At 45.0% G+C, this 16,546-nt stretch carries 18 protein-coding genes; 3 read left to right on the top strand and 15 right to left on the bottom strand.

What is annotated here, in order from left to right; all coding sequences use genetic code 11:
- The 5 genes from CYQ88_RS01050 to orn form a co-directional block, all read right to left on the bottom strand.
- Positions 1 to 1,395: an ExeA family protein gene (locus tag CYQ88_RS01050; RefSeq protein ID WP_101839474.1), complete on the bottom strand. Its 1,395-nt coding sequence runs from the start codon at positions 1,393 to 1,395 to the stop codon at positions 1 to 3.
- A 322-nt stretch (positions 1,396 to 1,717) separates the two neighbouring features.
- Complete coding sequence (ilvC, locus tag CYQ88_RS01045; protein ID WP_101839473.1) at positions 1,718 to 2,734, bottom strand: ketol-acid reductoisomerase; 1,017 nt, start codon at positions 2,732 to 2,734, stop codon at positions 1,718 to 1,720.
- An 88-nt stretch (positions 2,735 to 2,822) separates the two neighbouring features.
- Complete coding sequence (ilvN, locus tag CYQ88_RS01040) at positions 2,823 to 3,314, bottom strand: acetolactate synthase small subunit (protein ID WP_101839472.1); 492 nt, start codon at positions 3,312 to 3,314, stop codon at positions 2,823 to 2,825.
- Between the two features lie 9 nt (positions 3,315 to 3,323).
- Complete coding sequence (locus CYQ88_RS01035; protein WP_101839471.1) at positions 3,324 to 5,027, bottom strand: acetolactate synthase 3 large subunit; 1,704 nt, start codon at positions 5,025 to 5,027, stop codon at positions 3,324 to 3,326.
- A 275-nt stretch (positions 5,028 to 5,302) separates the two neighbouring features.
- Entirely contained in the window at positions 5,303 to 5,854 is a 552-nt protein-coding gene (gene orn / locus CYQ88_RS01030; RefSeq protein ID WP_101839515.1) for an oligoribonuclease, read from the bottom strand.
- Between the two features lie 134 nt (positions 5,855 to 5,988).
- Here orn and CYQ88_RS01025 point away from each other — a divergent pair, with 134 nt between their 5' ends.
- From CYQ88_RS01025 to rsgA, 3 genes are read left to right on the top strand one after another with little or no spacing between them, the layout of a single operon-like run.
- Positions 5,989 to 7,254, top strand: coding sequence for a M48 family metallopeptidase (locus tag CYQ88_RS01025; protein ID WP_101839470.1), 1,266 nt, complete (start codon positions 5,989 to 5,991; stop codon positions 7,252 to 7,254).
- The gene (locus CYQ88_RS01020; protein ID WP_101839469.1) at positions 7,241 to 7,591 is read left to right on the top strand and encodes a 4a-hydroxytetrahydrobiopterin dehydratase; all 351 of its coding nucleotides are present in this window, start codon (positions 7,241 to 7,243) and stop codon (positions 7,589 to 7,591) included. The genes CYQ88_RS01025 and CYQ88_RS01020 overlap by 14 nt, the downstream gene beginning before the upstream one ends.
- A 30-nt stretch (positions 7,592 to 7,621) precedes the next feature.
- The gene (rsgA, locus tag CYQ88_RS01015) at positions 7,622 to 8,677 is read left to right on the top strand and encodes a ribosome small subunit-dependent GTPase A (protein ID WP_101839468.1); all 1,056 of its coding nucleotides are present in this window, start codon (positions 7,622 to 7,624) and stop codon (positions 8,675 to 8,677) included.
- Positions 8,678 to 8,694: 17 nt separating this feature from the next.
- Here the strand turns inward: rsgA and CYQ88_RS01010 are convergent, their stop codons facing one another.
- The 10 genes from CYQ88_RS01010 to gspG are packed head-to-tail and all read right to left on the bottom strand — an operon-like array spanning position 8,695 to position 16,521.
- Positions 8,695 to 9,294 (bottom strand): hypothetical protein, encoded by a 600-nt coding sequence (locus CYQ88_RS01010; protein ID WP_143483744.1) that lies wholly within the window; start codon positions 9,292 to 9,294, stop codon positions 8,695 to 8,697.
- Positions 9,295 to 9,309: 15 nt separating this feature from the next.
- Positions 9,310 to 11,229: a S8 family serine peptidase gene (locus CYQ88_RS01005; protein ID WP_101839465.1), complete on the bottom strand. Its 1,920-nt coding sequence runs from the start codon at positions 11,227 to 11,229 to the stop codon at positions 9,310 to 9,312.
- Positions 11,230 to 12,000, bottom strand: coding sequence for a type II secretion system protein N (gspN, locus tag CYQ88_RS01000; RefSeq protein WP_101839464.1), 771 nt, complete (start codon positions 11,998 to 12,000; stop codon positions 11,230 to 11,232).
- Positions 11,997 to 12,500, bottom strand: a complete 504-nt coding sequence (gene gspM / locus CYQ88_RS00995; protein WP_101839463.1) for a type II secretion system protein GspM — start codon at positions 12,498 to 12,500, stop codon at positions 11,997 to 11,999. Before gspM ends, gspN begins: the two co-directional genes overlap by 4 nt.
- Positions 12,490 to 13,584, bottom strand: coding sequence for a type II secretion system protein GspL (gene gspL / locus CYQ88_RS00990; protein WP_101839460.1), 1,095 nt, complete (start codon positions 13,582 to 13,584; stop codon positions 12,490 to 12,492). Before gspL ends, gspM begins: the two co-directional genes overlap by 11 nt.
- On the bottom strand, positions 13,577 to 14,548 hold the full coding sequence (gspK, locus tag CYQ88_RS00985) for a type II secretion system minor pseudopilin GspK (RefSeq protein ID WP_101839458.1): 972 nt from the start codon (positions 14,546 to 14,548) through the stop codon (positions 13,577 to 13,579). Before gspK ends, gspL begins: the two co-directional genes overlap by 8 nt.
- Positions 14,548 to 15,168 (bottom strand): type II secretion system minor pseudopilin GspJ, encoded by a 621-nt coding sequence (gene gspJ / locus CYQ88_RS00980; protein ID WP_101839454.1) that lies wholly within the window; start codon positions 15,166 to 15,168, stop codon positions 14,548 to 14,550. The genes gspK and gspJ overlap by 1 nt, the downstream gene beginning before the upstream one ends.
- Positions 15,165 to 15,539, bottom strand: a complete 375-nt coding sequence (gene gspI, locus CYQ88_RS00975; RefSeq protein WP_101839452.1) for a type II secretion system minor pseudopilin GspI — start codon at positions 15,537 to 15,539, stop codon at positions 15,165 to 15,167. Before gspI ends, gspJ begins: the two co-directional genes overlap by 4 nt.
- Positions 15,526 to 16,020 (bottom strand): prepilin-type N-terminal cleavage/methylation domain-containing protein, encoded by a 495-nt coding sequence (locus CYQ88_RS00970; RefSeq protein WP_143483743.1) that lies wholly within the window; start codon positions 16,018 to 16,020, stop codon positions 15,526 to 15,528. Before CYQ88_RS00970 ends, gspI begins: the two co-directional genes overlap by 14 nt.
- Positions 16,021 to 16,521: a type II secretion system major pseudopilin GspG gene (gene gspG, locus CYQ88_RS00965; RefSeq protein WP_369827515.1), complete on the bottom strand. Its 501-nt coding sequence runs from the start codon at positions 16,519 to 16,521 to the stop codon at positions 16,021 to 16,023.
- Positions 16,522 to 16,546 lie beyond the last annotated feature (25 nt).

Genomic DNA, 16,546 nt, shown 5'->3' with positions numbered 1-16,546 from the left:
TTAAAGTCTTTTTCCTGATTGTTGCAGTGCCTGCATTTTCACTTGTAAAGTTTCAAGTGGTTTAACCTGCCAATATTCAAACTGAGAAATGGCGACTAAATCTTGTCTTTTTGATTCCAATTCTGGTGCAGTAGATTCTCTAGGATAATAAATCAATTGATATTGATAAACCTTTTGTTTCAAATCTATTTCAAATAAAGCAAAAAGATACTGTTGATTCGGTGCTGACAGTCGATTTGCAACTTGGTAATACAGTTCTGCAAAAGAGACAATCGGCATTGGCGACATCACAATAAAAGCCTCTTGACTATCTAGAGTTGTCAAAAATGCTTCTGTTTTTTCCTGCAATGAAGCCATTTGCCACAACTGCGATATTTCAACGTCTAAAACCTTTGCTAAATCAGTTGGCCGCAAACTTTTTGAGTTTGAAAATGCTTCGGTCTTAGCGAGTGTCGGCTCTACTCCACTCAAAAGTGACATATCTACAGAATGTTGCCCAGCATATTGAAATACCGCAAAACCTCCTATCCCGACAATCAAAGCGATTAATGCCAACCGCCGAAACCATTGCAACTCAGAAACGGTTTTCGGAACATCATATTCAGGCAACAAAGTTTTAAAATGTTGCAACTTGATCTTATTATCCCCTTTTGAAAAGGCAACCATCAACAATTTATCAGCCAGCAAATTAATGGATCTTGGCAATCCCCGTGTTAACTGCTGAATACGACGAGCCAGTTTTAAGGTAAATAAATCCTGCCCCATATAGCCAGCTACTCTCATTCGATAATTCAAATATTGCATCACCTCTTCAGCCTTTAAAGCAGGAATCTCGACACTACAGGCAATACGATCCTTTAAAGGTTTAACCCGGGGATCATTCAAAGTCACATCGAGTTCGGGTTGACCAAATAAAACGATTTGCAACAACTTATCTTCACCCGTTTCTAAGTTCCCCAACAGCCGAACTTCCTCAAGAGTGTCCAGAGTCATTGCCTGAGCTTCATCAACCAACATCACCACAAGTCGATTCTGCGCATATTCTGTCAGCAAAAATTGATTTAGACGGCCCATTAAATCTAACTTTGTGTCTGAACTTTTCACTTCAATTTTCAAGTCCGTACAAATAAATTTCAGAAAATCCATTGAAGAAAGGTTTGGAGAAGAAATATAGATTTTTCGATAAGATTCAGGCAGTTTCTCCGCCAACAACCGCAATATTGTGGTTTTACCTACCCCCACTTCACCAATGACTTTAATGATGCCATCACCACGTCCTATCGAATATAAAAGGGCATGAACAATATCATCACGGGCAGCCTGTGAATAAAAGAAACTTAAATCAGGTGATATTTTAAATGGGAGCTTTTTTAAACCAAAAAACGAGCAATACATAAAATATCAGTTCCACACTGCTTAAGCCTCTGAACAGTTTATTGAGGCGGATTACGAGTCACTAACTTAAAACCATTATATTAGCTTGAATATATTATTGTTATCTTACCAACTTTCCTACGCTAGAACCAATAAAATACTCATTTTCAACACAGCAACCCACAAAATCGTAGAGACAAAAAAACCCGCATAAAAGCGGGCTCTTCCTTACCATTCTCTAGGTGGTCCTTTCATTCAAATCCTGATAATTTTCAGCCTAACCTATAAAAAGCTAAACCGACTAAAAACATCAAAGTCATTGATAAAACTACCACTCCAAGAATTAGTTTTTATCTTGGTCAACAATCTTATTGGCTGAAATCCAAGGCATCATTGCTCGCAATTTACGACCAACAACTTCAATGCCATGTTCTTCATTCAAACGACGCGCTGCCGTCATAGAAGGATAGTTTGATTGCCCTTCCAAAATGAAGCGTTTTGCATATTCACCAGTTTGAATGTTTTTCAAAGCTTCACGCATTGCCTCACGAGATTCATCATTGATAACGCGAGGACCCGTTACATACTCACCATACTCGGCATTGTTTGAAATCGAGTAGTTCATATTGGCAATTCCGCCTTCGAACATCAAATCAACAATCAACTTTAACTCATGCAAACATTCAAAGTAAGCCATTTCAGGCTCATAACCCGCTTCAACCAATGTTTCAAAGCCAGCCTTAACCAATTCAACAGCACCACCACATAAAACAGCTTGCTCACCAAACAAATCAGTTTCACACTCATCGCGGAAAGTCGTTTCGATAATCCCGGTACGCCCCCCCCCAATCGCAGAAGCATAAGACAATGCAATTGATTTAGCATTACCAGAAGCATCCTGTTCAACGGCAACCAAATCAGGAATCCCGCCACCACGAACAAATTCTGAACGAACAGTATGACCTGGTGCTTTAGGTGCAATCATAATCACATCTAAATCTTTACGAGGCTCAATTTGGTTATAAATAATGGCAAAACCATGTGCAAAAGCCAAAACAGCACCCTGCTTAATGTTTGGTTCAATCTCTTCTTTATAAAGTACAGATTGGAACTCATCTGGTGTCAAAATCATCACCACGTCGGCATTGGCAACAGCAGTCGCAACATCAGCGGTCTTTAAACCATACCCTTCCGCTTTCTTAACGGAAGAAGAACCCGTACGCAGACCAACTGTTACATCAACACCTGAATCTTTCAGGTTAGCAGCATGTGCATGACCTTGAGAACCAAAGCCAATCACGGCCACTTTCATGCCCTTAATAATGGATAGATCACAATCTTTATCGTAATAAACTTGCATTGTTTTTCCTTAAATTGAGTTAAAAAATTTTATTGTTAAAAACGAATCATTGCGATAACCGCATAATTCTATTTGAATATTCTGTCTATTATAAATGGAGTGACTTCTCACCGCGCATTAATCCAACTGCACCTGAGCGCACAATTTCAACAATCAGTGCATCATCTATCGCATCGATAAACGCATCCAGCTTCTGGATTTCACCCACTAACTGGACGGTATAAATTGTTGAGGTAACATCGACAATTGTGCCTCGAAAAATATCGGCTAAGCGCTTAATTTCTTCCCGCATCACACCAGTGGCCTTTAATTTGACCAGCATCAGTTCACGCTCAATGTGCTCTCCTTCCGTGATATCCACGACCTTAACCACATCAATCAAACGATTTAAGTGCTTTACAATCTGCTCCACTTGTTGATTAGTACCACTAGTCACCAATGTTAATCGAGACAAGGTTTCATCATTGGTCGGCGCAACCGTTAAGGCGTGAATATTATACCCTCGCGCAGAAAAAAGACCGGAAACGCGTGATAATGCGCCTGATTCATTCTCGATTAACATCGAAATAATATGCTTCATCGTCGCCTCCTATACCAATATCATTTCGTCAAGGCCTGCACCAGCCGGAATCATCGGATAAACATTTTCTTGTTGATCCGTAATGACATCAATAAACACAAAACGATTTTTATATTTTTCAGAGAATGCCTCTTCCAATTGTTGTTCCATCGTTTCAGGGTTATCGATACGAATACCGACATGACCATAAGCCTCAACCAATTTGACAAAATCGGGCAATGAATCCATATAGGACATAGAGTATCGACGATCATAGAAAAACTCTTGCCACTGCCGAACCATGCCTAAAAAGCCATTATTCAAACACAATACTTTTATTGGCAATCCATACTGTAAACAAGTTGATAGCTCTTGAATATTCATTTGAATCGAGCCTTCACCCGTTACACACACCACGGTTTCTTCCGGGAATGCCGCTTGCACCCCCATCGCTGCAGGCAAGCCGAACCCCATCGTACCCAAACCACCTGAGTTTATCCAACGACGCGGCTTATCAAACGGATAGTATTGTGCAGTAAACATTTGGTGTTGACCCACATCAGATGTCACATAAGCATCCCCTTCGGTGATGCGCCAAACAGCTTCGACAGCTGCCTGGGGTTTAATTTTATGCCCCAACTGATCGTAACGCAGACAATCGGTCGCGCGCCAAGCTTCAATTTGAGACCACCAAGCTTGTAACACCTCATCATCCATTTTTATGCCAGTTTTTTTCAACAACTGGTTCATCTCAGCCAGTACTTGCTTAACTGGACCAACAATGGGAATATCGACCGCTACGTTTTTAGAAATTGAAGCAGGATCAATATCAATATGGATAACTTTGGCATCTGGACAGAATTTTTCTAAATTACCCGTGACGCGATCATCAAATCGGGCGCCGATCGCAATAATCAAGTCGGAATTATGCATCGACAAATTGGCTTCATAGGTGCCATGCATACCGAGCATACCGACAAACTGCTTATCACTGGCCGGAAAACCGCCCAACCCCATCAAGGTATTGGTTACCGGAAAGCCTAATTGGTGCGCCAATTCTGTTAAATCAGCAGAAGCACCACCCAACACCACGCCACCACCGGTGTAAATAATGGGTTGTTTAGCAGCCAGCATCATATCCAATGCTTTCTTAATTTGACCACTATGACCTTTTACAATCGGTTGATAGGAACGTAAACTAACTTCTTTAGGATATTGATAATCACATAACGCATTCTGCACATCTTTTGGCAGATCCACAACCACTGGTCCGGGTCTTCCTGTTGTCGCAATATAAAACGCTTTTTTCAGGGTGATCGCTAAGTCTTTGACATCCTTGACCAAGAAATTGTGTTTAACGATTGGCCGGGTTATGCCGACTGTATCGATTTCTTGAAACGCATCAAGACCAATCATGGCCGTCGCAACTTGTCCTGTAATTACAACCATTGGAATTGAATCCATATAGGCTGTCGCAATACCCGTGACAGTATTGGTTGCACCAGGCCCAGAGGTCACAAGCGCTACGCCCGGCAACCCTGTAGAGCGCGCAAACCCATCGGCAGCATGCACAGCAGCTTGCTCATGACGGACCAGAACGTGTTTCAGTTTTTTAGCATCGGTATCCAAGGCATCATATATTGGCAAAGCTGCCCCGCCCGGATAACCCCATATAAGCTCTACACCCTCATCTTCCAGGTAATGGATAAGAATTTGGGCACCAGTTAATTCCACAACAAAGGTCCTCCGATTGTTCCAAACAGGTCAGGCCTGGCCATATTTTAGCCACTAAAACCCCAATAACCGTCTGGAATAAAAATGAGTCAAAAAAACAAAGCCCTGATATAAACAGGGCCAAACTCCCAAAGTAAAATTTGGGGTAATTGGTAATTATAACCAAATCAACAGCTTTTATAAAGCATCAAACTCGAATTAATCACTGCAAACTCTCAGTATAGATGCCGTTTTACAGCACTCAAAACCACGCTCGTTTAAACCCATTGCACCCATTAGTGAAATTCGGGCAAAAACAGATATTGTCGGTAATGCTTCAGCTCGTCAATGGATTCATAAATATCATCTAATGCCAAATGCGCACCTTTTTTCTGATGACTACTATAAACCTTAGGCGCCCAGCGTTTGGCCAATTCCTTCAAAGTAGACACATCAAGGTTCCGATAATGAAAAAACCGCTCCAAAACCGGCATCTGTTCAATCAAGAATCGCCTATCCTGACAAATACTATTGCCACACATCGGCGACTTACCTTTTGATACCCAAGACTTCAAGAATTCAAGGGTTTCCAATTCTGCGTCCGCCATCGATACTTCGCTTGCTTGTACCCGAGCCGTCAACCCCGAATTGCCATGATGAGTGGTACACCACTCATCCATTCCATCCAAATAATACTGCTCGGTTTGGATAGCGACGACAGGCCCTTCAGCCAAGACATTTAAGTCCAAATCGGTTACCACCGTTGCAATTTCGATAATCTGGTCCGTCTTATGATCCAACCCTGTCATTTCCAAGTCAATCCAGATAAGGTTATTTTCTGACTTCATTGTGTCGCCCACTGCCATATTTAAATTAAGGCTAATATCTTAAACCTAATTGCCATTCGCCACAATCCGAGCGCAGCCATTGAATTTTTTTTCAGAACATGGGATAGTAGCGTTTTTTAAAATGAAATGCTTATATGAACCTCATTACCCCCCTTTTTATTTTTGCTTTGCTACTCAATCTAGTGATTGAAGTTTGGTTAAATATCAAAAACCAATTTCACATTAGTCAACACCAACACCAAGTTCCCGAAGACTTCAGCGACGTGGTTAGTTTAGAAGCGCATCAAAAAGCCGCGGCCTATAGCCGCACTAAACTCCAACTTGGCCGTTTTGTGTTATTTTTTGATGCTGCGATACTCGGATTTATGACCATCGGCGGCGGCTTTCAAGACATTTACCAACTTTGGCTCAATAGCAACTTTTCTCCTGTTTGGCGCGATGTCGGCTTTTTATTATCGACCTTCTGGTTTTTATCACTGTTGCACCTCCCTTTTAGCCTGATTAGCACCTTTAAAATTGAAGAAGCCTTTGGCTTCAATAAAATGACACCGCTCAAATTTATCTCCGATTTACTCAAACAATGGACACTCATGCTGGCAATCGGCTTACCTTTAACTTGGCTGATTTTAACCATTATGAATGCCTATTTTGACCAGGCCTGGTGGTTTTACACCTGGTGTGTTTGGTTAGCATTCAATTTAATTTTACTGTGGGCTTACCCCAAATGGATTGCACCGATCTTTAATAAATTCACGCCATTGGAAGAGGGTGAAATGAAGCAACGCATTGAAGCGCTGCTGGCTAAAACCGGCTTTGAATCGAATGGTATTTTTGTGATGGATGGTTCCTCACGCTCAGGACACGGCAACGCCTACTTCACCGGATTTGGTAAAAATAAACGCATCGTATTTTTTGATACCTTACTTGAAACCCTCTCACCAGAAGAGGTTGAAGCGGTGCTAGCCCATGAACTTGGCCATTTTAAACACGGCCATATTCGCAAACGCCTGCTGGAGTCTTTTGCCCTCAGTTTTATCGGTTTGGCCTTGCTAGGCTGGCTTGCACAGCAATCTTTCTTTTATAGCGGACTGGGCATCACCACTGAAACCCCTGCTGCCGCTTTATTACTATTTTTAACAGCTGTGCCAGTCATGTTCTTTTTTCTCAGCCCCATCAGCGCTTTTCAAAGTCGTAAACACGAATTTGAAGCCGATGCCTTTGCCGTGCAAGCCACTGGAGCTGCACCCCTAATCTCCGCTTTATTAAAGATGTACCGAGACAATGCCAGCAGCTTAACGCCCGACCCGCTTTATTCTAGTTATCATGATAGCCACCCGCCGGCTAAAATTCGAATTGACCACTTAAAACGATTACAGGAAAGCGAAGATGCTGCAAATTAATACAGAGATTCCCTTAAAAGACCAACCTTGCCAACCGATTACAAAGGGCAGCAAGCCCATGATTATTCCGCGCATTGAAACCCTGCTAACGGAACTGGATGATTGGGAAATTCCTTTGGATTACAAAACGCTTATTAAAACCTTTCAGTTTAAAAACTATCACCAAACTGTTGCTTTTGTAAACGCCGTGACTTGGGTTGCGCACAAAGAAGATCATCATCCGGAAATCTGCTTCGGGTATAATCAATGCCAAATCACCCTCACCACTGCGGCCATTAAAGGGCTCAGTGAAAACGACTTTATTTTGGCGGCCAAACTCGATGCGTTACTTGATTAAACCCTCTTTGATAAAACGATTCGACTAGCCATGGCGAAACGTAAACTGAGTCACCAGCAGCACCGTAGAGTGAAGCAAAAACAGCAGACTGAGCGTGACCAATCCTCCCCCTCTCTTCCAGAAACCGCGACCCGCTCAACAGAAGGTCTCGGTGAAAAACAACCAGGCCTGGTCATTACCAACTTTGGTAAACGTCTACTGATTGAAGATAACAATGGCCAATTACATCAGTGCGCTGTGCGACAACATCTCAGTAAATTAGTTGCAGGAGACCGCGTCACCTGGCAAGCCGATTGTGAAGCCAATACAGGCGTGGTGGTCGCCGCCGAACCACGAAGCCATGAACTGAGTCGCCCTGGTTTTCGCGGTCAAAAACGCATGGTGGCGGCGAATATCGATTGGCTTGGCATTGTTAGCGCGATTGAACCCGGCGTTCATCCCGATATGATTGACCGGTATTTAGTAGCCGCGCAACAACTTGATCTCCCTGTGCTCATTCTGATTAATAAAGTTGATTTAATCCAATCCGATGAACAATGGGAACTGTTAGCAGAGCAGCTTCTGCCCTATGTTGAAATGGAACTGGAAATTCTGCCAATTTCCGCAACCCAAGGCGAAGGCATGGATACACTACGGGAACATCTTTGGCAAAAAAACAGCGTGTTTGTCGGCCCTTCTGGCGCGGGAAAATCGTCGTTAATCCAAACGCTGATTCCCGATATTGAAATCAAAACCAATCAGCTATCCGAATCATCCGGCTTAGGGAAACATACCACAACCAACAGCATTTTATATCATTTACCCAGTGACAACGGTGAAGCTGCGGGCAACATTATTGATTCACCGGGTGTCCGTCAATTCAGTCCAACACCTTGCGAGCGCCATGAACTGGAGCAATACTACCCTGATTTCTCACCCTTCTTAGGCCAGTGCAAATACCACAACTGCACCCATACCATCGAGCCTAAGTGCGCCATTAAAGACGCTGTTGAAGCTGGAGATCTGCATTATTCTCGCTATCAAAGCTTCCAGAGATTACGTGAAGAATTTGAACAGGCACTGGATATTCACGCAGGCAAAAAATAAAAACCGATTTGATTGCCTTAGCGTAAATGATAGCGTTGCTCAATAAATACAGGCGTGAATTGGACAATTTTGGGATGTCGTTGTAAAAAGCCAACCGCTTTATCATAGGCATTGGATTGGGCATCTAAAGCGTCATATTGAAAAGTGTAACGATAGGATCCTAGCGATTGAGTTGACCCTGAAGCACGCAAATGCCAACCCTTTTCAGAAAAATCATCCAATTTTGTTGAGGCGACCCCTAAAAATTGCCCGGTAAAGATTGCCCAACGATTTTGGCGCTGATTTTTTAAAACGGGATAAAACAGAATCGGTTGAGACTCTCCTTTCGCAGTTTGAATGGCAAGGCGTTGTGGCAAACAGGCATCTCTATCTAGCGCAAATTGTTGGGTTCGGTAAAGTTGCCAGTTGCCAATCTCACCGACCAATTCGCCGTCCCAGTTGAGCGCCAGTTCACTCAGCGATTGCTGGGTCGCCAACAGTTCCCCTTGAGGCACATAACCCACCGCTTGGTCTGCAACGGCTTCACAGGCAACCAAAGCCGACTTGGCAGGCAAGGTTGCCACCCCAAATCCAATCACGACTGCGAACCACACTACTCTTTTCTTTGTCTGCGTCATGATTTCCTCAAACGATTAACTTGGCTCATGTCCATAGAGTCGCAGTGACCATTCCGTCAATTTTCCTTCTCCAACATGCTGGATTCGGTTTTGGGTATTTTGGTCGACATCGGTCACTTTTAACGTCCAGGTGCCTGCCGTATTTTCACCATAGAATGCATGGGTGGCTAATGGCAGTTCAATCATATCGTAACTCGTACGATAGGCGTTTAGCGGTGTCAGCACAATACTTTTAGTACCAGCAGGTGAAATCAATTCAATTAAATAATCACTGGCATCGATCTTATGATTGTCATTGCCCGACAAGGTCAGATCAACCAATCCTTTAATTGTCACGGTCACCACTGCAGTTTCTGCAATCAGGTTATCAGCAATCGTCACCGTTTTTTGCAAACCTGCCGCATCGAAATTGGCAATTTCATTATTCTGGGTTAATGGCTGTTTCAAAGTTTGAACCGTTTTTAAAGGTGGAAGAGTTTGATTGGAGGCTTGCCATTGCTGCGCCAGTTTTACCGCCTCAACGACCGAAAGCCCGCCAAAGCCGAAGGCATTACTATAGGCGATGCCTGCGGCGTTGGTGACCCAACCTTGCTCAATCGCAACCGTCTGACCGTTGACCGTACGGGTAATCGGGTTTAAATCCGGTTGCAATTGACGCGCTGTCATTGCTAGGAAGTGCTTAATATCACGCCAAGAAGCTTCAGGGTAGGCTTCTAATAACAGTGCAGCCGCTCCAGAGACCAAAGGCGCAGCCGCTGAAGAACCATTAAATGCCGAATAATAATCACAATTTTCATTGCCCGTATTGGCTTCACCCAAGTTGAACCCAATATTCGGTTCAACCAAACCACTACTGCGACTCAACCCCAAACCACACCCCGTCTGATCAGTGGAGACTAAAGCCGGTTGTTGCTCCCCCAGTTCGCCCCCTGGTGCAGCTATCCACAAACTCGATCCAGTATTGCTGTAAGACGAACGCCTTCCCTGAGCATTAAAGGCGCCCACTACTATTTGGTAAGGCGTATTATTTTCGGTTTCTTGGTTGACGTTATAGCAAGTAATGCCCGCAGCAATGGCTTCCCGGCACCAAGTGCTAGAAAAAACCGACCCACCTCGGTATTCATTCCCGCCAGCTTTGACATAAATCGCGCCTCGACCTTGTCGAGCGGTTTCTGACTGGACACGCATGATATCCAACACTTCAGTTACCAGCATGGCCGAATTGGAACCCGGCTCCGGTACAATATCTGGATTTTCCCCATAACTTTTATTAAAAATATGCGTTAGATCAGAGCGCAGGCCTGGGTAAATTTGACGGGCTTGTTCACTGCCTAAGCTAGCACGTTCCACATCAAACTCTCCAGTGGTCAGTAAATTAAAGCCCTGCAACTTCGCCAAGGGCGCCATCCCCCAAATGCCAATACCATTTCCACCACGTGCGGCCGCCAAGCCGGCGACACTGGTGCCGTGCAATCCGGTTATGCTATCGGTTGATGGAGTCGCACTACGGGTTTTAAAATCATAAGAACCGCTGGCCAACATATTGTCCTGCAAATCTGCATGGCTAATATCGACGCCATCGTCTAACACGCCAATAATGGCACCTCGCCCATAAACACCCATTGCATAGTCTTGTGCAGTGATCGTAGTCGTTTCGAATAGTTGAGCATCTTGATTGGCTACGCCACCCAGTCCACTTTTCGCCAAGGCTGATTGCCCCATATTGAGTAACGACCATTGATGCTCAAATAAGGGATCATCGATTGAGAAATTAGCCGGTAAAGGGTCAAGTGACGCGCCACTGGAGTCTTTGAGTATTGAGGACGTCGCTGAGATTGTATTATCTGAAGAAGATGAATCACCCGAGCAGGCACTTAACCCCATCACACACAATAAACTGATCGCTAACCAACGCGATAGCTTTATTGCCTGCATTTACCAACGGCCTCTTGCCTTCAGCACTGCTTGGGTCGGTTGTGTTTGACGCATCATCAACCCCACCCAGTCTGGCATGGATTGAGGAGAGTTAGCCATTAGGGTTAAATCATGTGCAAAAATGTGTTTAGGCGATACCCAGGTTTGTCCAGCTAAATTCCACCCTTTACCTTGCCCTTTAACCGATAATGTCAGTCCGCTTTCATCTAAGCTTGGGGTCGCTTCCACCAACGGCAAGTTCATGCCCATTGCTGAAAAGTCCACTAAGGCCAATTGGCCAGAGACTGCAGTCGGCCAAGGTTGCTGACTTTGGATACTGTCCCAAGGCACAGTAACAGAAAGCGCTTTCAATACCACTTCACCTTGTGCTTGGTCAAGCAATGCCAAAGCGGGAATATCGGCTAATTTAGCCATTTTCACAGCACCGGAAATGGACGTTAACTGTACCGAGTCCAATGTTACAGCGGCTTGCATCGTGAGCTGATTTTTGGGTGCCGACAGTTTCAAATCAACCGCTAGCACGCCGGCTAACATCGCACTGGGCTGCCATTGCCAGTCAATATGGCTCACCGTTTTGCCTTGCCACTGAATAGCAGTTTGGCCCTGCCACCAAGCCCCTTTCATTATTGTTAATGACAAGCCGGGAGGCAATTGTTGTTTAATGCCGGATTGCTGCCAAACCCAGGCGGCGGGTAAATGCCAAATAAAAGACACCAACACCACTAAACTCAAAAGGGTCATTCGACCCCAATACCGTTTTAGCCAGTTCATTTTGGCACCTCAAAGATCAATTGCGCTGACACCACACCCGTTTCAATCGGTTGAATATCGGCAGATGTCGCCACCAGCCCTTGGCGCTCCTGTTGCGACAGCCAACGAAATAACCGCGCGGCATCCACCATTTTAAAGGAAACCACCAGTTTTTGATTTCGCGTTTCCATCTGATCTAACTGTGGGTATAAATTCAATTGGCGCAGTTGGGTTTGCACATACTGCAGCAAGCCATTCACTTCACGTATTTTTTGTACGGGCAATTGCGGTGCGGGAGCCGATAATTTTGGCAGCTGTTCATTTAACCACTGCCACTTCGTTTGTGCTGACAGTAATCGTTGTTGTGATTGTTGCTTCGCATTTTCACTGGGCAACCAAACTGCCAAATACACCAATGCCAAGCCTAAGACGACGGCCAACATCATTAAAGCGCGTTGATCTTTAACACTTAGACTCTGCCAAAGCTGCTGCCATTGCAATTTCAATTCATTAAGAGACATCAATCACCATCTCCGCTGCGATATCGTTGGGTTGCATTTTTTTTATATTGAGCGTCACTTTCGCCTTATTTTGTAATTGGTTGATCAGCTGCTGTTTAAGCTGTTGTAAGGCGTTGCTGTCTTGGGACTTTAACAGTAATAGCAACCGATTATTTTGCCATTTAAACTGTTCGATTTTTACCTGCTTGGCCCGCTGAAAAGGAGATTCAATCAATAACGCCAGAGCAGCTGGCCCTATCAATGCTGTTGGCTGTTGCTGACGCGCTAGAGCGGTTTGTGTTTGCGCCTTAATATTGACAATACGCGTCACATTCGGAAACATTTGTTTAAATAATTGCTCGGTTGCAGATGCTAACTGCTGTCGCTCAGTGTCATATTGACTGGCTAGTAACCAATTTTGCGCCACCCAAAGCGTCAATACCAATACCGATAAAATACCCAGATTCCGTCCATAACGACCTAGGCGACTGACTTGTGACTGGGGTTGAAATCGACCTTGCCTCAAACCAAACGCTTTTATCTCAGTCAAACTCAGTGAACGTGGTTCACCTAGCTGACCAACTAAGGGTTCAAACTGAGGGAGGGATGCCCAGCTTTTTGGCAATGCCATTCCGCCCCATTGTCCGGTGCGAATTAAATAACCCGACTCAGTCTCAAGATAACAAGCCTGCTGGTCTTGGTGATTCATCCCAGACTCAGTTTCCCAACCACACTGGAAACAATCTGCTACCAGCTGTGCATTACTGAGCCCGGCGGCTTGCAATGCCTCGATCCAGTTTTTCATCAGCAGTTGATCGACCACGGCCACTGAGGTTAAACCTTGCTGTTCGCCTGACGTCTCGCGATTTAGGACGGCAATAAAGACCTCATCCAAAGGCTGACTAATCGACTCTTCCAAGGCATAGGGTAAGGCGCGAAGCCAATCAGACTTTCGCTTTCCAGGAACCACCACACCCGTCAATAGCACTTGCTGAGTCGGCACCCACACCACATCAATTTGCATATTTTCTGCGCCCGCAGGCAAATGCAATTGGCCGCTCACATCAAAAAACGCGCTTTGTGTGGATTCTTTGAGATTATTCATCTTTCACCTGACTAAACCATCTTTGCCATAAGGTCACTTTTTTGCTACTTTCTCTGTGTAATAATGCATCAACTTGTTGCTGTACGGAGCCATAATCAAATTGCCCGACCAATAAAAAAAATTCTGTTTCCACCGAAATAATCGAATCGGGCAAAGCCGTTTTTATTTCTTGAAGCTGAAACCCAGCTTCTGCTGCCAAAAAACTGCGAAAAGCGTCCACCTTGTCTGCTGGCTTTAATAAGCGTTTATCTAACCAGGCCTGGGCAATTTCAGGCGTCATCCAATCTGCCAAAGCCAATAAAACGGGTTTTGGCGCGGTATTAATATTAATTTTCGTTATTTTCGGCAAGGCCGATAATGCCGGCGCTAATTGTTTTCGTATTGCAGGGGTAAAGCCTTTTAATAAGGCCAACTCTTCCAACTGCGCCAACGGCTGATTACCGGCACGATAAGCAGGATTCTTTAATAAATAAAAATCCGATTCGGCGCCCATCAATCGCGCATTATTATCAGCATCCACCCAATCGGCTAACACCTCAGCCAACTCAATTGGCAGTTGAGCATTTCGCAATAACCGCTGTGCAATTTGTTGCCAGAGTTTTGCCTTCTGCTCATCCGTTTCCGCCAAGTTATTGACATTAAACCGACCTTGCAAATCTTCTAACCGCCCGGCAACTTGACCACCAGCAAATGGAATGGGCATCATCGGTTGCGCCCATTGCTCGCCCAAATGATCAATTTTATTTAAGCTGGCATCCAGCTTTAAGCCTTTTTTTACCCACGCTTCCAAGCCATTAGCCACCGCCAAAGACTGAGCTTGGTTCAATCGGGTTTCAGCTCGCTGAATATCCAACGCCTGCTGATACACTAATTGGGCGGCGATAATTGAAACAATCGCCACCACCAATAACACCGTAATCAGTGCAAAGCCAGCTTGTTTCTGGGTGCGATTGTCATCCGCCATTAACTGTCTGCTCCACGAATTAAGCGGCGCACCTGTCCCACACCTTCATATTCCAACACAATTTCGACCAGGCCTGGTAATTTTGGCGGAGGCTGTCCGTCTGTTTCCTGTCTAAGCGGCGGCCAATAAGATTGCCATTGCCGCTTTTCATCCATTTGACGAATTCGGAAAGACTTAACCCCATCCAGTAATTCCCACTGCTGAACTTGGGTATCCGGCGCGCGATCTAACACTGGCCACACGCGTCGGTATAACACCTCACCCTCTAGCCGATACCCCACTCGCACCAGACCACTTTCGCCATAAGGCGACGGATAGGTGGCAATCCGCGTCAAAGATACCTGTTGACCTTGCATTTGATAACTGGGCAACACCGATCCCAAACTATCCAGTACGGGTCGGGGCGTCATCTGTGAAAAGTCCTGCTCCATCCACCACAAGGCACGCTGCAGAGCGCTAAATCGTTCATTATTGGCTTCCAACCGACTCTTGACTTGCGTCACTTCATTGACCGCTTGATAAGACAAAATGGCTAGGATCGCAGAAATCGCCATTGCCACCAATAATTCAATCAACGTAAAACCGGCTTGATGATGCCGATAAGAGACCAACGGCTTCATTGTCCCACCACCGACACCAAATTGGCACTGGGATGAGACTCACCCTCCAAAGTCACACTCAAACTGGCTTTTTGAATACCGGGAATCAACGTCGGTTCTAGCTTCAATTCAACGATCCAGTCGGCGTTGGCCATCTGCACGGTTTGCTTTTTTTCTAAACGCTGACCATTTTGTTGAGCCTGCTGTAGCGCAATCATTTGGTTTTGCGCAACCCAAGTAGCCAATACCCGATTTTGCATTGACCCTTGCTGAAACACCGTTTGACTCAATGCCATACTAAGTGCCGACAAAGTGACCGCAACGATGACCAAAGCCACCATTACCTCAATCAAGGTAAATCCTTGATTGCGACGGTGTTTACTCCGTGTCATTGCTCCGACCTTGCAAAGCCTTGAATTTCATTAACGGCGTCCAGCTCAACTGTTTGCTAAGCTGATCCATCCGAATTTTAACCAGGCCTGGTAGAATTTCACCGGTTGGCCAACACAACCAACCGTCGCCAGGCAAACCAAAACGGGTCTGCACTTCCGGTTGTGACTCCCATGTCACCGTCACACCATCAACCCAAGGCACATCATCCATCGCATCCACGGTTTGCCATTGATTTCGGCTCAGAACCCGCATCGTCATCCCTTTTTTATCCACCAACAGCGCATGAATTTTTTGATGGAAAACGGCTTGATCACAGGTTTGCTGCAAAGCGCCTTTTAATTGCAAACTTTGCTGATTGAGTCGAGCAGATTCACTGGGGGTTAAGGCTAAAGTGGCGGCAGATAATACCACTGCCAAAATCACCACCACCACCATCAATTCAATCAGCGTAAAGCCTCTTTGCCGGCAGATTGTGCTCAATTACTCCGTCCAATTGCCTAGGGTAGCATTCACACCTTCACCACCTTCTTCACCGTCGGCACCCAATGTATATAAATCAAAGTCGCCATTTTGTCCTGGACTTAAATATAAATAATCGCGTCCCCAAGGATCTTTGGGCAATTGTTGCATATAGGGTTTCCAATTGGGTGCTTCCGGTTCCGATGTAGGCTGTGATACCAAGGCTTCTAAACCCTGTTCAGTCGTTGGGTAGCGGTAGTTGTCAAGCTTGTAAAGTTGCAGAGCCGAACTCATAGAGGCAATATCCTGTTTGGCTTTCACAAGCCGTGCTTCATCTGGACGATCCATAAATTGCGGGACAGCAATAGCGGCCAAAATGGCTAAAATCACCACAACGACCATCAGCTCAATCAAAGTAAACCCTTGCTGACGGTAGCGTGCCAAAGACTGGGCATCTACTTTTGGCTGGTGGTTAGCTATAGAATTTGATATGGAATTAGTTGTCTGATCCATTACAATCATGTCTTTCATCTCTTTTGTACTCTTT

It is taken from the genome of Hydrogenovibrio sp. SC-1 (assembly GCF_002848135.1).
Classification (GTDB): domain Bacteria; phylum Pseudomonadota; class Gammaproteobacteria; order Thiomicrospirales; family Thiomicrospiraceae; genus Hydrogenovibrio.
The sequence above is the reverse complement of the archived record's forward strand: the minus strand, read 5'-3'. Positions and strand labels throughout refer to the sequence as shown.

Excerpts from the sequence above, each read along its gene's own strand:
- CYQ88_RS01050 (WP_101839474.1), bottom strand. The coding sequence starts at position 1,395 with ATGTATTGCTCGTTTTTTGGTTTAAAAAAGCTCCCATTTAAAATATCA.
- ilvC (WP_101839473.1), bottom strand. The coding sequence starts at position 2,734 with ATGCAAGTTTATTACGATAAAGATTGTGATCTATCCATTATTAAGGGC.
- ilvN (WP_101839472.1), bottom strand. The coding sequence starts at position 3,314 with ATGAAGCATATTATTTCGATGTTAATCGAGAATGAATCAGGCGCATTA.
- orn (WP_101839515.1), bottom strand. The coding sequence starts at position 5,854 with ATGAAGTCAGAAAATAACCTTATCTGGATTGACTTGGAAATGACAGGG.
- CYQ88_RS01025 (WP_101839470.1), top strand. The coding sequence starts at position 5,989 with ATGAACCTCATTACCCCCCTTTTTATTTTTGCTTTGCTACTCAATCTA.
- CYQ88_RS01020 (WP_101839469.1), top strand. The coding sequence starts at position 7,241 with ATGCTGCAAATTAATACAGAGATTCCCTTAAAAGACCAACCTTGCCAA.
- rsgA (WP_101839468.1), top strand. The coding sequence starts at position 7,622 with ATGGCGAAACGTAAACTGAGTCACCAGCAGCACCGTAGAGTGAAGCAA.
- CYQ88_RS01010 (WP_143483744.1), bottom strand. The coding sequence starts at position 9,294 with ATGACGCAGACAAAGAAAAGAGTAGTGTGGTTCGCAGTCGTGATTGGA.
- CYQ88_RS01005 (WP_101839465.1), bottom strand. The coding sequence starts at position 11,229 with ATGCAGGCAATAAAGCTATCGCGTTGGTTAGCGATCAGTTTATTGTGT.
- gspN (WP_101839464.1), bottom strand. The coding sequence starts at position 12,000 with ATGAACTGGCTAAAACGGTATTGGGGTCGAATGACCCTTTTGAGTTTA.
- gspM (WP_101839463.1), bottom strand. The coding sequence starts at position 12,500 with ATGTCTCTTAATGAATTGAAATTGCAATGGCAGCAGCTTTGGCAGAGT.
- gspL (WP_101839460.1), bottom strand. The coding sequence starts at position 13,584 with ATGAATAATCTCAAAGAATCCACACAAAGCGCGTTTTTTGATGTGAGC.
- gspK (WP_101839458.1), bottom strand. The coding sequence starts at position 14,548 with ATGGCGGATGACAATCGCACCCAGAAACAAGCTGGCTTTGCACTGATT.
- gspJ (WP_101839454.1), bottom strand. The coding sequence starts at position 15,168 with ATGAAGCCGTTGGTCTCTTATCGGCATCATCAAGCCGGTTTTACGTTG.
- gspI (WP_101839452.1), bottom strand. The coding sequence starts at position 15,539 with ATGACACGGAGTAAACACCGTCGCAATCAAGGATTTACCTTGATTGAG.
- gspG (WP_369827515.1), bottom strand. The coding sequence starts at position 16,521 with ATGATTGTAATGGATCAGACAACTAATTCCATATCAAATTCTATAGCT.